This is a genomic window from Pseudoduganella sp. R-43, from assembly GCF_049913255.1.
Lineage (GTDB): Bacteria > Pseudomonadota > Gammaproteobacteria > Burkholderiales > Burkholderiaceae_D > Rugamonas.
In genome coordinates this window covers 3,468,595-3,484,806 of the sequence record NZ_CP183988.1, presented here as the reverse complement: position 1 = coordinate 3,484,806, position 16,212 = coordinate 3,468,595, and the positions used below count along the sequence as shown (strand labels likewise).

General features: G+C 56.8%; 13 protein-coding genes. 4 read left to right on the top strand and 9 right to left on the bottom strand.

The window, feature by feature from the left end; translation table 11 throughout:
* The first annotated feature begins 204 nt into the window (after positions 1–204).
* Positions 205–1,938 (top strand): putative bifunctional diguanylate cyclase/phosphodiesterase, encoded by a 1,734-nt coding sequence (locus ACN9M3_RS15995; protein WP_426317915.1) that lies wholly within the window; start codon positions 205–207, stop codon positions 1,936–1,938.
* Positions 1,935–3,413, top strand: coding sequence for an HDOD domain-containing protein (locus tag ACN9M3_RS15990; RefSeq protein ID WP_426161426.1), 1,479 nt, complete (start codon positions 1,935–1,937; stop codon positions 3,411–3,413). The genes ACN9M3_RS15995 and ACN9M3_RS15990 overlap by 4 nt, the downstream gene beginning before the upstream one ends.
* Positions 3,414–3,416: 3 nt before the next feature.
* Here the strand turns inward: ACN9M3_RS15990 and ACN9M3_RS15985 are convergent, their stop codons facing one another.
* On the bottom strand, positions 3,417–4,601 hold the full coding sequence (locus tag ACN9M3_RS15985) for an MFS transporter (protein WP_426317914.1): 1,185 nt from the start codon (positions 4,599–4,601) through the stop codon (positions 3,417–3,419).
* Positions 4,556–5,656, bottom strand: a complete 1,101-nt coding sequence (gene aroC, locus ACN9M3_RS15980; protein ID WP_426317913.1) for a chorismate synthase — start codon at positions 5,654–5,656, stop codon at positions 4,556–4,558. The genes ACN9M3_RS15985 and aroC overlap by 46 nt, the downstream gene beginning before the upstream one ends.
* Positions 5,657–5,869: 213 nt before the next feature.
* On the opposite strand from aroC, the gene ACN9M3_RS15975 reads away from it, so the two are divergent.
* Positions 5,870–8,131, top strand: a complete 2,262-nt coding sequence (locus ACN9M3_RS15975) for a GGDEF/EAL domain-containing response regulator (protein WP_426317912.1) — start codon at positions 5,870–5,872, stop codon at positions 8,129–8,131.
* Positions 8,132–8,449: 318 nt separating this feature from the next.
* Here the strand turns inward: ACN9M3_RS15975 and ACN9M3_RS15970 are convergent, their stop codons facing one another.
* Both ACN9M3_RS15970 and ACN9M3_RS15965 read right to left on the bottom strand, forming a co-directional pair.
* Entirely contained in the window at positions 8,450–9,874 is a 1,425-nt protein-coding gene (locus ACN9M3_RS15970) for a hypothetical protein (protein WP_426317911.1), read from the bottom strand.
* Between the two features lie 185 nt (positions 9,875–10,059).
* The gene (locus tag ACN9M3_RS15965; RefSeq protein WP_426161421.1) at positions 10,060–10,473 is read right to left on the bottom strand and encodes a hypothetical protein; all 414 of its coding nucleotides are present in this window, start codon (positions 10,471–10,473) and stop codon (positions 10,060–10,062) included.
* Positions 10,474–10,603: 130 nt separating this feature from the next.
* Here ACN9M3_RS15965 and ACN9M3_RS15960 point away from each other — a divergent pair.
* A protein-coding gene (locus ACN9M3_RS15960; RefSeq protein ID WP_426317910.1) for an IS3 family transposase occupies positions 10,604–11,772 on the top strand; the annotation gives its coding sequence in 2 pieces (ribosomal slippage) (positions 10,604–10,871 and positions 10,871–11,772; 1,170 coding nt in all).
* A gap of 571 nt (positions 11,773–12,343) precedes the next feature.
* Here the strand turns inward: ACN9M3_RS15960 and ACN9M3_RS15955 are convergent.
* The 5 genes from ACN9M3_RS15955 to ACN9M3_RS15935 form a co-directional block, all read right to left on the bottom strand.
* Positions 12,344–12,652: a hypothetical protein gene (locus ACN9M3_RS15955; protein WP_426317909.1), complete on the bottom strand. Its 309-nt coding sequence runs from the start codon at positions 12,650–12,652 to the stop codon at positions 12,344–12,346.
* 103 nt (positions 12,653–12,755) lie between these two features.
* On the bottom strand, positions 12,756–13,319 hold the full coding sequence (locus ACN9M3_RS15950; RefSeq protein WP_426161419.1) for a DUF4303 domain-containing protein: 564 nt from the start codon (positions 13,317–13,319) through the stop codon (positions 12,756–12,758).
* Between the two features lie 59 nt (positions 13,320–13,378).
* Positions 13,379–13,681, bottom strand: coding sequence for a cyclic-phosphate processing receiver domain-containing protein (locus tag ACN9M3_RS15945; RefSeq protein WP_426161418.1), 303 nt, complete (start codon positions 13,679–13,681; stop codon positions 13,379–13,381).
* 227 nt (positions 13,682–13,908) lie between these two features.
* The gene (locus tag ACN9M3_RS15940; protein WP_426317908.1) at positions 13,909–14,958 is read right to left on the bottom strand and encodes an IS481 family transposase; all 1,050 of its coding nucleotides are present in this window, start codon (positions 14,956–14,958) and stop codon (positions 13,909–13,911) included.
* A gap of 116 nt (positions 14,959–15,074) precedes the next feature.
* Complete coding sequence (locus ACN9M3_RS15935) at positions 15,075–16,076, bottom strand: hypothetical protein (protein WP_426317907.1); 1,002 nt, start codon at positions 16,074–16,076, stop codon at positions 15,075–15,077.
* Positions 16,077–16,212 lie beyond the last annotated feature (136 nt).

Here is a 16,212-nt window from a genome sequence, read left to right as displayed (position 1 = left end):
CTTTCAGCAGTAGCAAGGTTAGCGTAAAAATGAAAGATTGCTTAGTAAAGCATCAAACTTCTTCTGATTTCATCCAAAACTGATTTTGGGCAACAAATTTCCTAAAAACATAGCCTAATGTTGCTCTTTTTCATGTGAAACATGAGGTTTAAGTGATACATTTCTCACTGGTTTCGACCCGAAGAGAAAGAATCGAGCGCAACAATGCTTTCCAGCTCCCCAACAGTGCCCGTAACGACATCACACCATGAGGCAGACCTCCTGCTAGAGGAAGCGGGCGATGTGGTGTTCAGGCTGAATCTGATGGGTCAAATTCTGTTTGCGAGCCAGCGCGCCGCCAACCTGTTACGCAACGGGCAGGAACTTGAAGGCCAGCCTTTGCTCGCCTTTATCTGTGACCTGGACCATGCTGCGCTGAAGTCCGCGCTTTCCGAATCGGTCCAGGCCCGCGGTGCACACCGCGCCGAGATTCGCCTCAAGACTCCCGAGCAGGAAATCTGGTTTGAACTACGCGTCAGCAGCTACGCGACGGGAAACAAGGCCTACGAATTACTGGTGGTCGGCCGCGACATGACGGCCCAGCGCGCGACAGAAGAACGCTTGCGCCACATGGCGACCCACGATGGCCTGACCGAGCTGCCTAACCGCCTGCTGCTGTCGGATCGCCTGCGCATGACCATCGCCCAGGCGCGCCGCTCAGGACAGGGATTTGCCGTAGCCACCATTGGACTGGACAGCTTCAAGAAAGTGAATGACGGCCTTGGCCACCCGGTTGGCGACGCCGTCCTGCAAATGGCCGCGGCGCGCTTGCGCAAAACGCTGCGCGATAGCGATACCCTGGCCCGCGTCGGCGGAGATGAATTCGTCGCGGTGCTGCCCGGCACCTACAACGAGGCGCAAATCAGGCTGGTCACCGGCCGCCTGCTTGCCACGCTGCAGTCGCCGTTCGAAGTGGACCGGCACACGATTTACGTCAGCGCCTCGCTCGGCGTGTCGGTCTATCCCGAGCACGCGGAAGACGAAGTGCGCCTGGTCGCCCTGGCCGATGCCGCCATGTCGCGCGCCAAGGAAACCGGCAAGGCCCGCTGCGTGATCTACAGCCAGCGCCAGAGCGGCTCGCCTGAACACGACATTTCGCTGGAAGCGGCCATGTTCCAGGCCGTGCGCGAGGGCGAATTCCTGTTGTACTACCAGCCTATCGTCAATTCCATCACGCGCGAAATAGAAGGATTCGAAACCCTGATGCGATGGAAGCACCCTACCCTGGGCATGGTGCCGCCGGCACGCTTCATTCCAATCGCGGAAACCAATGGCCTGATCAACCTGCTCGGCGCATGGGCGCTGAAATCGGCCTGCGTGCAGCTGAAGCAGTTCCAGGAAGTGGCCAAACGGCCGCTATACATTTCCGTCAATATCAGTCCCCGTCAATTCCGCAACGACAAATTCCTCGATGTGCTCGACGATGCCCTGGCCTTCTCTGGCCTGCCTGGTGAACAATTGGTGCTGGAGATTACCGAAGGCACGCTGATGATCGATCCGGCCCACGCCGAGACAATCCTTGCCAGGATGGCCGAGCGCAACGCCCGCATCGCAATCGACGACTTTGGCACCGGCTATTCTTCGCTCTCCTACCTGAAGCGCTTCCCGATTTCCGTACTGAAGATCGATCGCACCTTCATCCGCGACCTGCCCGGCTCGGAAAAGGATGGCGCCATCTGTAATGCGGTGCTGGACCTGGCCAAGCACCTGGACTTGTCCGTGGTGGCCGAAGGGGTCGAGACCGAAGAACAAATGCACTACGTCGAGCAGCGCGGCTGCCAGTACGTCCAGGGCTTCCTCACCGGCCGTCCGATGGCCGCGCACACGGCCGTGGCGGCGCTCAGGGAGCGCACCTACGCGTCGCTGATGACTGAAGAACCGCGGCAGGTGGCCCAATGAACGCCCTGGCCGAACAGACCCTGGGAACGCTCTGGGAGCGCACGCGCCAGCAAGGCGACATGCCTGGCTTTGCTAAAGCAATCACCGCCATCCTTGGCGCAATGCGCGGCGAGGACGACAAGGAGTTCGACATGGCGCGCACCGTGCTGTCGGATCCTGTGCTGACCCAGAAGGTCCTGCGCCTGGCGAACAGCGGCATGTATTCCGCCTTCGGCCAGCAAATCAATACCGTCAGCAAAGCCATGCTGGTGCTGGGCACCGAAGCGATCGGGCACCTGGCCCTGGGCCTGAAGCTGATCGAAGAATTGTCCGTGGTGTCTCCCGATTCCGGCATGGCCCACATTGAAATGGAAAAGGCCGTACTGGCCGGCATCGTCGCACGCGAAGTATCGGCCACCGCGGAAAACCGCCACGGCGAGGAAGCTGTAGTCTGCTCGATGCTGCAGACCCTGGGCCGCATGCTGGTCACTTTCTACATGCCGGAGCGCTGGTCGGCCCTGCAGGGCGCCACGGGCGAAGGCAAGGAAGACAGTGCGGCAGTCGGGATGCTGGGCCTGAGCCTGCAGGATATCGGCCGCGCCGCCGCCGTGCATTGGGGCTTGCCTGAAAACCTGCTGTCCGGCATGCGCACCCTGGTGCCGCCTGCCGACGATATGCCGGCCGAACCGCTCGGCCCTGAAGACTGGGTGGCAGGCGTTTCCACCATGTCTTGCATCTGTGCCGGTGCACTGTGGCATGACAGCGAAGAAGGCGCCGCGGAAGTGAAGCGCATCACCGCCCGCTATTCAACCATGATCGGCGTCAGCCCCGACAAACTGGCGCGGGCCATCGAGCAGGCCAAGGTCGTTGCGGCAAGCGACCTGTCGATCGCGCCTTTGTCCAAGCCGGCCGAACGCCGCGCGAAAGCCCTGGCGCAAACCCGCCAGCGCGTCGCCGGCAACAATATCCTGCTCAGCGGCTTGTCCGATATGCGCGATTCGCTCGACACCGCGAGCCCGGGCCAGATGGTCTCGATCGCGCTGGAAACCGTATTCAAGGGTTTGCAGTTCAGCCGTGCAGTGGCATTCGTGCGCAACCGCCGCGAAAGCAAGTACGCGGCGCGCATGTGCCTCGGCGAAGGCGTGCGCGAGCACCTGGACGCCATGCACTTTGCCGATGCCTACGAGCCGAACGTGTTCCACGCCGCTTTGAGCAGCGACCGTGTGATCTTCATTGAAAATGCGGCCGATCCGAAGTTCGCCGCGAAGCTGCCGGCCTGGTGGCGCGATACGCTGAACGATGCGCGCAGCTTCGTGATCCTGCCGCTATGCTCCAACGGCCAGCCGACCGGCTTCCTGTACGGCGATTGGGACGACTCCTTCCCGGCCATCCACCTCAGCCCGACCGAGTTCTCACTGCTGAACGACATCCGTTCGATGATTGTGAAGGCGGCCGAGCGCCGCCACCAGGTCGGCACCGTCAATCGCGCCGCCTGAGTCCTACCGCTGCCAGCGGTAGCTCAGCGCAGCAGCGATGGCGCCCGTCGCCACCAGCCCCGACGCAACGTAGTAGATGGTTTGCGGCCCCGCGCCCTGCCAGACCTGGGTCAGCGCCAGGCTGCCGGCGCTGGCCCCGACGCCATAGGAAATGCTGATGTACAGCGCCTGCCCGCGCGCCTGCAAGGCGCCGCCGAACCAGCGCTGCATGGTCTGCACCGAGGCCGAATGGTGCAGCGCGAAGGTCGCCGCGTGCATCAGCTGCGCCGTAACCAGCAAGGCCAGAGACTGCGCGCCTGCCCCGATCATGGCGAAGCGCAGCACACCGAAAGCGAAGCAGGCATACATCAGGCGCCTGGCGCCAAAACGCTTGAACAGCGGCGCCTGGAAATAGAAGCAAAGCACCTCGGCCACCACGCCCAGCGACCACATCAAGCCGGTGACGGTCTTGCTGTACCCCTGCTTTTCAAGATACAGCGAGTAGAAGGTGTACAGCGAAGCGTGGGCCGAAACCATCAGCGCGGTAGAGGCGAAGAATGCCAGCACTTCCTTCTTGCGCAGCACTGCCAGCAAGGCCGGCGGCTTGCCCGCATGGGTCAGGCGCGGCACGTCCTTAAGCCGGAAGGCCGCCCCCAGCACGCATACCAGCAGTACCCCGCAGAACCAGACCAGGGCGCCCGTCCCTTGCCAATCCATCAGGAACGAGGCCAGCATCACGGTGACAATGAAGCCGATCGAGCCCCACAGGCGGATGCGCCCGTAGTAGGTCAGGTCGCCGCGCATCTCTGACAGCATGAGCGCTTCGCACATCGGCCCTTGCGCGCTGGTGAAAAGATTGAGCAGGACCATCGCGGCGAAGAAATGCGCGAAGGTGGAACCGAAGATGAAACCGGAGAACGTCACCAGCGCCGCAACGCCGGTCAGGCGCAGCACGAAGACGCGCCGTTCGGAATGGTCGGCGACATAGCCCCACAGATTGGGGCCGAAGATCCGCAACACCTGGATCAGCGACATCAGGACGCCGATCTGCGCTACCGACATCCCCCTGCCCTGGAAATACAGGCTGGCGTAAGTCGAAAATGTCCCGGCGTATGCGTAATAACAGAAAAGGAAAAGCGCGAATCCGAAGGCTTGCGCGGGGATCACGCTTTGCTGATATCCGGCGTGGAAACCTTTACGTCGCCGCATTGGGCGCGGTGCATCAGCGCGTGATCCATCAGCACCAGGGCCAGCATTGCTTCCGCAATCGGGGTAGCCCGGATGCCAACGCACGGATCGTGGCGCCCAAAGGTTTCCACCATCACAGGGTTGCCTTCCTTGTCGATCGAACGGCGCGGCGTGCGGATCGACGAAGTCGGCTTGATGGCGATCGACACCGTAATGTCCTGGCCAGTCGAAATGCCGCCCAGCACGCCGCCGGAGTTATTGCCGACAAAGCCTTCCAGAGTCAGTTCATCGCCATGCTCGGAGCCGCGCTGCGCCACGCTGTCGAAGCCCGCGCCGATTTCGACGCCTTTCACTGCATTGATGCCCATCATCGCGTAGGCGATATCGGCATCCAGCTTGTCGTAGATTGGCTGCCCCAGGCCAACCGGCACGTTGCGCGCCACCACGTCGATGCGGGCGCCGATGGAATCGCCGTCCTTGCGCAGGCCGTCCATATAGTCTTCCATGCGTTCAATCAGGGCCGCGTCGGAAGTGGCAGCGAAGAACGGGTTGGAAGGCACGTGCTCAAAGCTCTCGAACGGCACTTCGATCTCGCCCAACTGGCTCATGCAGCCGGCGAATTCGGTACCGTACTTCTCCTTCAGCCACTTCTTGGCAATGGCCGCCGCGCCCACCACCGGCGCGGTCAGGCGCGCAGAAGAACGGCCGCCGCCGCGCGGGTCGCGCACGCCGTACTTGTGCCAGTAGGTGTAATCGGCGTGGCCCGGACGGAAGCTCTCCGCGATATTGCCGTAATCCTTGCTGCGCTGGTCTTCGTTCTTGATCAGCAGCGCGATCGGGGTACCGGTCGTGACGCCCTGGTACACGCCGGACAGGATCTGGACCGTGTCTGGCTCCTGGCGCTGCGTCACGTGGCGCGAAGTGCCAGGTTTGCGGCGATCCAGTTCCGGTTGGATGTCTGCCTCGCTCAACGCCATTCCCGGCGGGCAGCCGTCGATGACGCAGCCAATTGCAGGACCATGGGATTCGCCAAAAGTGGTGACGGTGAACAGCTTGCCAAAGGAATTGCCGGACATGATGAGGACGATGAGTAGTAGCTGGGAGAAACTCCCCATTCTAACCCGATATGGCAAAACTCGCAGGAAGTAGCTTTTTAAGCTACAACTTTTGCGAAACTAGCACGCCGCTATTTCGTTAGTATCCATGAAAGTGTTTTAATGGTCGTTCTCAGGAATAATTCGCTATATACTAGGTTGTAAGAACACCGAGACCCCTTGGAGAAGCGACAAATGCCCCCTTCGATCACGGCGCCGGATGGCGGCCACGACGATCAGGACGATCTGGTTTTCTTAGAAGAGCATACGGCTCAGCCAGCTCTCCCCACACAGCGCAATGTCTGGCGCGTGATGATTATCGATGACGACGAGGACGTCCATTCGACGACCACGTTCGCCCTCGGCAACCTGGACATGCAGCACCGCCCCCTGGAATTCGTGCACGCTTATTCCGCCGCGCAGGCGCGCGAGATGCTCAAGCACGAACAGGAAATCGCCGTGATCCTGCTTGACGTAGTCATGGAGCAGGATGACGCCGGTTTGCACCTGGTGCGCTATATTCGCGAAACACTGAAGCTTGCCGACGTGCGCATCATCCTGCGCACCGGCCAGCCCGGTTACGCGCCCGAGATCGATGCGATCCGCGATTTCGACATCAACGATTACAAGACCAAGTCCGAGCTGACGCGCATCAAGCTGTTCACCACCGTGACGGCCGCGATCCGCTCCTATGAACAGATCCGCAATATCAACGAAAGCCGGCGCGGCCTGGCGCGCATCGTCCATTCCAGCACGGAGCTGATGGCGCTGCACGGCGTGCAGAATTTTGCCTCAGGCGTCTTGTCGCAGATCGCTGAACTGCTCGGCCAGGAAGCGCATGGCGTGCTGTGCGTGCAGGAATGCCCGGATGCTGGCTGCCACGAGCTGGTTGTCATGGCGGCCACCGGCAGCCACCATAACCTGTCCAATTCCCACCTCACGGCAAGCGAAGATCCGCGCGTACACAAGGCGATGGAGGAATGCCTGGCTGCGCGCCGCAACATCTATTGTGGCGACAGCATCGCGCTTTACTTTGCCGGCAAGGCGAGCCGCACCTTTGTGGCATTCATGGATGTCTCGCGCGCACCGAGCCCGCTGGAAGAAAGCCTGCTCGAAGTCTTTTGCAGCAATGTGGCCGTGGGGCTCGACAACGTGGAGCTGGTCTCGCACCTGCACACAGCTGCCTTCTACGACAACCTGTCCAAGCTGCCGAACCGCACCCGCCTGGTCGAGATCCTCGATGCCACGCTGGCCGGCCCTGCCAAGCAGGACGCCACGCTTTGCCTGGTCGACCTCGATCACTTTGCCGAGACCAACGATGCGCTGGGCCACGAATTCGGCGACTTGCTGCTGTCCGCGGTTGCGGCCCGCCTGCAAAATAGCCTCGGCAAGCAGTTGACCGTCGCCCGTATCGGCGGCGATATTTTCTGCGTGCTGGGCGATGCCGGCCAGGTCAACCCCGCCAATATCATCGCCTTGTTCACGACGCCATTCAGCATCGATGGCCAGGACGTGCAGCTGTCCGCCACCCTCGGCCTGGTGCGCTTGCTGGAACACGATGGCAGCGGCGCGGATGCGCTGAAGGACGCCGATATCGCCCTGAAGCGCGCCAAGACCCAGCAACGCGCCGGCCACTTCTACTTCTCGCGCAGCATGGGCGTTGAAATCCGCGAGCGCGTGCGCATGATGCACGCCTTGCGCACCGGTTTCAGCCAGAACCAACTCTTTGTTGTCTATCAACCGCAAGTCGACCTGGAAACGCGCCGCCCGATGGGTGCGGAAGCCCTGCTGCGCTGGCAAACGCCGGACGGCAAGTTCGTCTCGCCTGACCGCTTCATCCCGATCGCAGAGTATTCCGGCCTGATCATCGACCTGGGTGAATGGGTGATGCGCACCTCGATGCAGGAACTGGTCGCCCTGCGCGCAGCCGGCCACACCGAGTTCACCATGTCGATCAATGTGTCGCAGGTGCAGTTCCGCCACCCGCACTTCATGGAAACGCTGCGCAATGCCCTGCACGATACCGGCGCACCGCCGGAGTATGTGGAACTTGAGATTACAGAATCGATGGCGATGGAAGAACCGGACATGCTGATCAAGATGCTGGCTCAGATCAAGCAGACCGGCGTGACGATTGCGATCGACGACTTCGGCACAGGCTTTTCTTCATTGTCCTACCTGCAGCGCCTGCAGGTCGACCGCCTGAAGATCGACCGCGCCTTCGTCACTGAGATCACCAACTCAGCGCGCGGCAGCAGCATTGCCGAAATGGTGGTGCAACTGGGCCGCAACCTTGGCCTGGCAGTGATTGCGGAAGGCGTGGAAGACGAACGCCAGGCCCAAATCCTGCACGCCCTGGGGTGCCCGCTTGGCCAAGGCTTCCTGTTCGCCCGGCCAATGACTGGCGAAGCGCTGGTCGGCTGGCTAAGTGACGACGCCCTCGCCGGTGTTGCTTGATACTCAGTAGTCCGAGCTTGAGCTTGAGCTTGAGCTGAACGGCAGCTACCACCCCAAACCGGGCATTCCTTATTCTCGCCAGGGCGATTAATCCGATAGGAATGCCGATTCACGGACGGCTATTAAAGACGCGATGGCGGGCAGATCGGCTGGTCATCACTGCCATAGGTCACTCCGAAGTTGAAGACATCGAGACGGCCCGAGTTGCGTGTTTGCTAGGTGAGATACAGGAATGGGCGGGAGCTCGGCCAATATCTAATCTGCCTCCGCCACCAAATAATTCTAGCCACGTCGCATGAATTGCGACTGCTAGATGCCTCACTTGCGGGCGGAAAAAAGGTCTGCCGGTGATGGCAATTGTGCCCTAACTGATTCGTATTTTTCACTCCACCTCAGATAGAACAAGAAATATGGGTCAAGTATGTGCAGACCTGTAGAGTCGGACCATTCGATGATCGGCTGTCGAGGCATATGCTTTTCGGCAAGGCTCTGCATTTGCTCCAACGCCCTCGTTATTTGCCCTTTCGCTGGTTTTTTATTTGGATCCTTACACACTCGATCGATTCGATCGTACAGGTTGTCCATACCTGAGCCCCAGGTCAAATGTGCCGTAGGAGGCGATAGTGAAATCGCCGCGAGCGTAATTTCATAGTTATCCCCTTCGTCCAATGCCACCATTGGATATCGATTTCGCGGGCTTCCACGCTCGTCTGGACCTGTATCTAAGATCCGAAAGATCTTATCCCTGTCAATTGCGGCGTGAGCCGTTACAAGGACATGACGAATTTGGCTGATGTCCAACTGGAATGATTCCGGCGACTTTAACTTTAGATCCAGCTGCAGAAATTCAGCGACGTTTAAGCAAATAAGCTGCATCAATTGCGGCGACCCAGCGGACTCAAGTGCTAAGGCGTTCAGCGTCGCTGCGGATACTGTTGCACCTAGGCTGGCGAAACCCTCAGAACCAATGGCGATCAAGTCTGAATTTGACCAGTATTGGAATTCGATTTTTGAAACGCGAGCGGTAAGATCAGGCAGTGCAGATATCGTCGAGTCGCTATGGTGAGGTACTTCCGCCAAACAAATTTTGACGCCGACTTGTGCTGCAGCCTTCAGCTGCGCAGCCACCGTCGCTTGCATACTTTCTGGGATCGTATGAAAGTCATCTAAGAACAATACCTTTTTCTGAGCTTGCAGCTGACTAGTCGCAAGTTGGAAAGGGTCATTTTCGTAAGTGCTTTTCTCCGTAACCTCGTTGCTTCGCTCGGTCGACGCGGAAAATTCGGTTTCTGCCTTTGCCAGCATCGGGACGTTCAGCCCCCCTGACGCCTTAACTTCTCCACCGACCACGCTGCCTTGCGTTCGCTCAATTTCCTCACTGGTGGCAGATTTTAGGGTTCGGACAACCACATCCCATAGGGAAGACTGTTCGCCAATTTGCGAGCCAGCAACCAACACCAAGTTTGCTAAACCAACACAGTTCTCAACAGCCCGAGTCTTTCCACTCTTAGACGGTCCAACGATTTGTGCAATCATGCCCGGCTGCTTGAGGACATTGCCGATTTGAACCTCAGGATCAAATATAACCTTGGTTCTCGGGTGGGAAAATACTCGCTTAACGTAGCTGTATTGAGGGAATGCGCCAGGAACGAATACATCGAAACGCGTAATTGACGAATCTTGCGAAGTCATATTTGATATTTGTAAATCTTGTATAGGTGCGGGGTTGACGGAGAGGCTCACCAAATTAACAGGTTCATTATAGATCTTCCCTATGAAGACAAGGAATCTACACTGGTGCAGATTCTTGATACTCAAGCTGCTCGCTGCGTGATGCTATAAGGTTCAAAAGGTTAATGATGTTGACCCTATGAGGCCCCATGAAAGCTCTAAAAACTTATGCGCTCGCCGCGTGCAGCTATTGGCCGTTATCGGCGTTGAGGCATGTTCGCTGCCCACGCATCCCAATAGGCTTTGCTCGCTGCGGTGAGCTCATCGAGTGACACTTTATCACCTGAATCGAGATGAATCGATGCAGCGCCGTAGGATACTTTGAGCTCCCCCATAACGCAGCTTACAACGACCGGATGAGTCCCTTTTTCAACACCCACGATCTCAGGCGCGAGGCTAACTATCTCCTCGAAATTTTTGACCGCCGGCGAATCATATTCTTGATAAACGAACTGGTTACAGTCTGACAAGACGACTTTGAATCCTGTGCCTTCGCCGGCAAATTGCTTTCGCAAGTAGCGAATTGAGACCTCTAATGAAACAGTACCAGGGACACTTCCTGTGATCGAATCAATTCCAGCATCATGCAGTAGCCCCCAGAGTTCTTCCATTTTCATCCTAAACTTGTTTGTCCCGAGTGTCCGTTTGTGGCCGATCTCTGCCGATTGTACTCGACGGTTGAGGTAACCTGACTTTTTCGGACACTCTCGTTTGTTAAACTTAGCAACGGGAGAAGCATTTATGAAATCGAAGACATACACACCGGAGTTCCGGGCAGAGGCGGTCAAACTAGTCCTCGCACAGGGACTGACACTGGAGGAAGCCGCGCAGCGGCTTGACATTCCTAAGGGAACACTGGGGACTTGGGTTAACGCTGCAAAGCGAAGCAATGATACTGGGGCTGCTCCCGGTAGTCGCAGCGTGGCGGAGCTTGAAGCGGAAGTGGCTAGGCTGCGCAAAGAATTGGCCGTTGAACGCATGGAGAAGGAAGTGCTAAAAAAAGCAACGGCGTACTTTGCAAGGGAGTCGCTGCCAGGTACGCGTTCATGAAGTCGGTGCGACTCGACGGATACCCGACGGATTTGCTTTGCAGGGTCTTCAATGTCTCTCGCAGCGGCTTTTACGCATGGCAGGGGCGCAAGCCGTCGCGCCGCGCTCAGGAGGACGCCAAGCTGAAGGTGGCGATTCAGGCCGTGCATCAGCAATCGCGCGAAACCTATGGCACGCTGCGCGTTCATCCTGAACTCCAGGAGCAAGGATTTGAGGCCGGGCGTGATCGCGTCGCCAGGTTGCGGACAGAACTTGGTCTGCGCTGCAGACAAAAGCGCAAGTTCAAGGCCACCACCAATTCCGGGCATGACATGCCGGTCGCGCCGAACTTGTTGAACCAAACGTTCCTGCCGACGCGGCCAAACGAAGCCTGGGTGGCAGACATCACCTACATCGCGACTGAGGAAGGCTGGCTCTATCTGGCCGGCGTGAAGGACGTTTTCACCTGCGAGCTGGTGGGGTATGCGATGGGGCCACGCATGACGCAGGACTTGACGGCGCAAGCCTTGTGGCGGGCTGTGCGCAACAAAAGACCGGCGGCGGGATTGATCCATCATTCTGATCGCGGCAGTCAATACTGCGCCGAGAAATACAGGAAACTGCAGAACCAATTCGGAATGAAGACTTCGATGTCGCGCAAGGGAAACTGCTTCGACAACGCGCCGATGGAGAGCTTCTGGGGCAGCTTGAAAAATGAGCTGGTTCATCATCGTCGCTTTGCATGCAGGTCTGAAGCGCAGGCGGCCATTACGGAGTACATCGAGATCTTCTACAACCGCCAACGGCGTCATTCGCGCCTTGGCTACAAATCGCCGGCACGCTTTGCGGCAGACTTCAACAAGGAAGTGCTGGCAGCTTGAGACGAGAGTGTCCACTATTGACAGTACACCTCAGGTTGCGGTTTGGCGCCTTGGCAAACTGCCGCCCCGAAGCGGCATTGTTGCCGCGCGCTAGCAAATAATGAGTGTGGCGTTTACGGCAGACTCGTGGTCAAGCGTGGCAATTATTGTGGTCATGGCTTTAAGATGATGAGATGACAATGCGTAGCCCCAATGCGATTGTTCCCAGTATTTCAAAAGCAATCCCAGCTCATCCCTGAAGTCCCTGAGCGGTTTGCCAGATAAACAAAAACCCGGCTCATAATCAGCGCGTTCCGTGATTGTACTTATGGTTGGCAGACCGATTTCGCGGCCAGCCGACTCCCAATAGAGATCGACGGTTTGTGCAGACCCTAAGTAGAGGTCGACCGTAGGTTCAACTGTCGTCGACGCTGTGAAAATCAACACATGATAGGCCACTAAGCTTCTTTCAAATATTCGACCGAGGTCCGCTTCTGGCCGATTGTACCCTCTCACAGCGTCTTCGCAGCAGCTTATTGGCGCTCAAATCAGCGATAAGGGCGAAGCTCATAACGTTCCTACGGTGAATACTTCAGCCACCAATAAATGGTTTGGTGTAGGGTGTTCGATACGGTTCTCCCGAGACATCCTCACCGTTCTTGTACACGTACCAATTCCCCCAGCTCTGATTTGGATGAATTTGAAGATAGTCGTCCCCAAGTTCCATATGAATCGGCAGAGTAATGTCGTCCTTGTAAACGAATACGTTTACCTCATCACCTGGTACCAATTCAATTTCTTGCGGAGCTAGTTCAAGTGCAAGAGTGATCGGCTTCGACTGCCTATTTACAAAATCGAAGATCGGAACAAAGTCGTGAGGTAGATCAGTTGGCAGCATCATTTTTAACGGGGCAATAGGGCATCTTATAAGTGTCGAATCAGAAATATTGAGTGACGGCTTCTGGCCGACAAACGACTTTCATTGGCCGGCCATTATCACCGTGTCAGCCAAATTCGGCGGAGAAATCGGCGGCGACTGCGGCAGAGTTCAAGCGTCGCGATGACTCGGACATGATCGGCACATCAGAATCAGCAATCCAAACGACAAGAAATTTTTCCCTGCTGCCAAACTCGCCGGCCTTCTTTGCAGCATCCAAGCCATCGACAAGTGCGTCTAAGACCCCATTCGCGAACGCAACTTCGCATTCGTCCATCTGGTAGCTTCCATCCTCACGTGTGTACAAGGCCTTGAAGCGTTCGTTCGCTACAAGCAAAATAGCATTGGTTTTTGCAAATTCCTTCTGGTCGTAATTCCTCCACTCATCGACAGAGTATCTGTAATAGCGGTAAAGATCATCTGAACAAGGTATCTCGATTTCACCTTCGCTGTTGGTCGCAACTACAACGCTATGGATGTCATAAAACTCTCCGGGAAGAAGCGCATACCCGTAAATTTCCCTTCCAGTTGCAGCCAATCTTGTCAGATGAGTTTTTACGTCTTCAACTACTGCTGCAATCAATGCAGGCTGGATTTCCGCCAATAACGAGTTCACCATGCTGATCTTCAAATATAGCTCCTAATTCCTCGTTCGTAGATTGGCTTCGGCTTTTGGCAGGTAGCGTCAGATTACCCCTGACGCTCGGCGACAATTCGTTCGATGGCTCGAATTCCTGCGACCATCTTTTCTCGCGCCGATGAGTTTGCTGAATGAACAGTTATCTTGGGCGGCCGGAACCCACGCAATGCAACTGCTTCTTCAATCCATAGTACAACGTCATATCCGGTACCACGCCCATCATCACCAAGATCGTGGTCCAAGCTCAATTCATCTACCGCTCCCGTTTCCAAGAGCGTTATGGCTTCATTTGGCCAATAAACACGCACCCATCCGTCAGGAGTGGCGCGCTCGTCATCTAAAAATACTCGCATGGTCAGTTAATCGAGTGAGTCCGTCTGCTATTGGCCAAATTCGGCAAAATTTAGTCAACTTTTCATGTCGTCAAAACGAAGAGAATGGCTCGCCAGAGATGGGGAACTCGGAACATTCGGATATCGCGATCAGGGCAACTGCGAAAATCAGAAGCTGGAATTTCCTTATGTGTAGTGGTCGCGATCTGATCGGACAGTGACCCGGTTTGGACATCGGCGCTGTCAGATCAAATTCCGTCGTTCAGTGCGATGATTTTATCGCGCCACGCCTCCTTTCCGTCAATTAGAGTTTGCATCGGCGTCCGGCCACAGCACATCTTCCCTTGATGCGTGCGCTCGTTGTTGTAGTAGCGAAGCCATTCGTCGACGTCCGCCTGCAGTTCATCGATGCTCCGATAGATCCTGCGTCGAAACGCCACCTGGTAAAACTCCTGCAGGATGGTCTTGTGGAAGCGCTCACAGATACCGTTGGTCTGAGGGTGTCGGACTTTGGTCTTGGTGTGTTCGATTTCGTTCAGCGCCAGATACAGCTGGTAATCGTGCTTCTCCGGCTTCCCGCAGTATTCGGTACCTCGGTCGGTGAGGATCCGGATAACGCCCATCCCTTGTTCCTCCATAAACGGCAAGACCCTGTCGTTAAGAAGATCTGCCGCAGTAATCGGGGTCTTCGTGCTGTACAACTTGGCGGCAGCCCACTTGGAGTAAGTGTCCACGAAGGTCTGCTGATAAATCCGTCCGACGCCTTTGATCGTGCCGACGTAAAACGTGTCCTGACTTCCGAGATAGCCAGGATGTGCAGTCTCAATCTCGCCAAAGGCAACGTCATCTTCTTGCTTGCGCTCGAGTGCTACCACCTGCGCCTCTGTCAGTACATCCCCGGTTTCCGCAACGTGCCGCTCAAGCGCAGAAAGGCGCTTCCTAAAGGACTCCAGGTCATGCCGCAGCCAAATTGACCTGACGCCCGATGCCGAGACGAAGATGCCGCGCTTGCGTAGCTCATTGGACGTCCGAACTTGACCGAATGCCGGCTGTTCCAACGAAAAGCCTACTACGGCCGTCTCGATGGCTTCATCGACGCGATTCTTGACGTTGGGCTTCTTGCGATTGGCGTCGATGAGCGCGTCCACGCCGCCAGTCTCCATGGCAGACTGATAGCGATAGAAAGTGTCACGGGAAAAGCCCATCACCTTGCAGGCGCGGGACACGTTGCCAAGTTCGGCGGCCAGATTCAGCAGGCCGACCTTGTGTTTAATGACGTTCTGAGGAACACTACGCATGGGGTTACTCCTTTGCGCTAACGCGCAGGTTTAATAAAGATTCGCACCTCTATCAAACCGGGTAACCCCACCCTTGGCAAGGCCTTACTGTACGATCAGATCTGAACTACTACACCTTATGACCTGCCCGCCGACATGGTTTTGGGCTTCGCTGGCACCGCTATATACCTCGATTTTGAGGCATCCCACTTGAAGACCTTCTTCCACTTGCTCTTAAGCGTTCGCATTTGTAAATCAAAATAGCCCTGGGATTTGCCCGGCAAAACGGAAAGCACGTTCTGGCCCTCTTCCAATTCATGATTTCGGGTGCCGTCCTTGTTCCAGTCCCCTGCGATATTCTGATAGAAATAGATTGGCTCTGATAGGACATTAACGAGCTTGCTCCCTTCGATTTTGAAAAGCGAAAGCGCTTCGAAAAAACCCCCGCCACCGGCGTAGCTATCGTTCCAGCCAACCCGAAGGCCGAATGCGGTCTCCCCTTCAGTGATCTTGTAGGGCGCAAAGTCGAACTTCAAATATTCTTCCGGCATCAGGTCGCTTTCGTCGCTGCCAGGTGTATCGAATTTTCCTTGGGGGCCGACCAGCTGACTTTCCTTCCAGCTGGTTTTTACGTCCAATGGTTTGCCATAGCTAGCGATCAGGATTGGCTTTGGATCACCAGGCTTGTATTCCAGGACGCCCAGATACACAGGCTTGTCGATGTACACACGGCTATTTCCAGGAGCCGGGTTGTAATACTTCGTGCAGCTCGGTCCCTTTTCGTAGCGTTTGTCACTGTCGTACTCTTTCTGGGTCTGCGCGAAGCACGCCAACGCGATGTAAGTGTTGGCGCGATGCGGCCAGGCCTTTACGCCGATCAAGGTCGCGAGCGACGCCTTTTCTCGCGGCGCCAACAGGCCGGCAATGTCTTTTGCAGAGAACCCCGAAGGAAGAGTCGTTCCAAAACCATCGGGCTTCGGCGTACCGTTCATCTGCTCAGCGTATTGCTCGGAACCGCCTTTGTTCTGAATTAGTGCAGAAACCTGGTCGAGCGACTTTGCGCGCTTTGGTGCTTCAGCTTGAACTGCCAACGGCAACAACAGCGTCGCCAGGCATACTCGAATCAACTTCAATTGCATTTAAAATTCCTAGTGCGATTGCTCAACGCTTCGGACCTAGCCACCACGGTCCAGAAGGTCGGCTTCAAGCTGCTGGCAAGCTGGTTCGTCTCGCTTCATTAACAATCCGTGGTGGAGGAAAGCTCGGCTTCTGGCC

Excerpts from the sequence above, each read along its gene's own strand:
- ACN9M3_RS15995 (WP_426317915.1), top strand. The coding sequence starts at position 205 with ATGCTTTCCAGCTCCCCAACAGTGCCCGTAACGACATCACACCATGAG.
- ACN9M3_RS15940 (WP_426317908.1), bottom strand. The coding sequence starts at position 14,958 with ATGCGTAGTGTTCCTCAGAACGTCATTAAACACAAGGTCGGCCTGCTG.
- ACN9M3_RS15955 (WP_426317909.1), bottom strand. The coding sequence starts at position 12,652 with ATGATGCTGCCAACTGATCTACCTCACGACTTTGTTCCGATCTTCGAT.
- ACN9M3_RS15945 (WP_426161418.1), bottom strand. The coding sequence starts at position 13,681 with ATGCGAGTATTTTTAGATGACGAGCGCGCCACTCCTGACGGATGGGTG.
- ACN9M3_RS15975 (WP_426317912.1), top strand. The coding sequence starts at position 5,870 with ATGCCCCCTTCGATCACGGCGCCGGATGGCGGCCACGACGATCAGGAC.
- ACN9M3_RS15965 (WP_426161421.1), bottom strand. The coding sequence starts at position 10,473 with ATGGAAGAACTCTGGGGGCTACTGCATGATGCTGGAATTGATTCGATC.
- aroC (WP_426317913.1), bottom strand. The coding sequence starts at position 5,656 with ATGTCCGGCAATTCCTTTGGCAAGCTGTTCACCGTCACCACTTTTGGC.
- ACN9M3_RS15935 (WP_426317907.1), bottom strand. The coding sequence starts at position 16,076 with ATGCAATTGAAGTTGATTCGAGTATGCCTGGCGACGCTGTTGTTGCCG.
- ACN9M3_RS15985 (WP_426317914.1), bottom strand. The coding sequence starts at position 4,601 with ATGCGGCGACGTAAAGGTTTCCACGCCGGATATCAGCAAAGCGTGATC.
- ACN9M3_RS15990 (WP_426161426.1), top strand. The coding sequence starts at position 1,935 with ATGAACGCCCTGGCCGAACAGACCCTGGGAACGCTCTGGGAGCGCACG.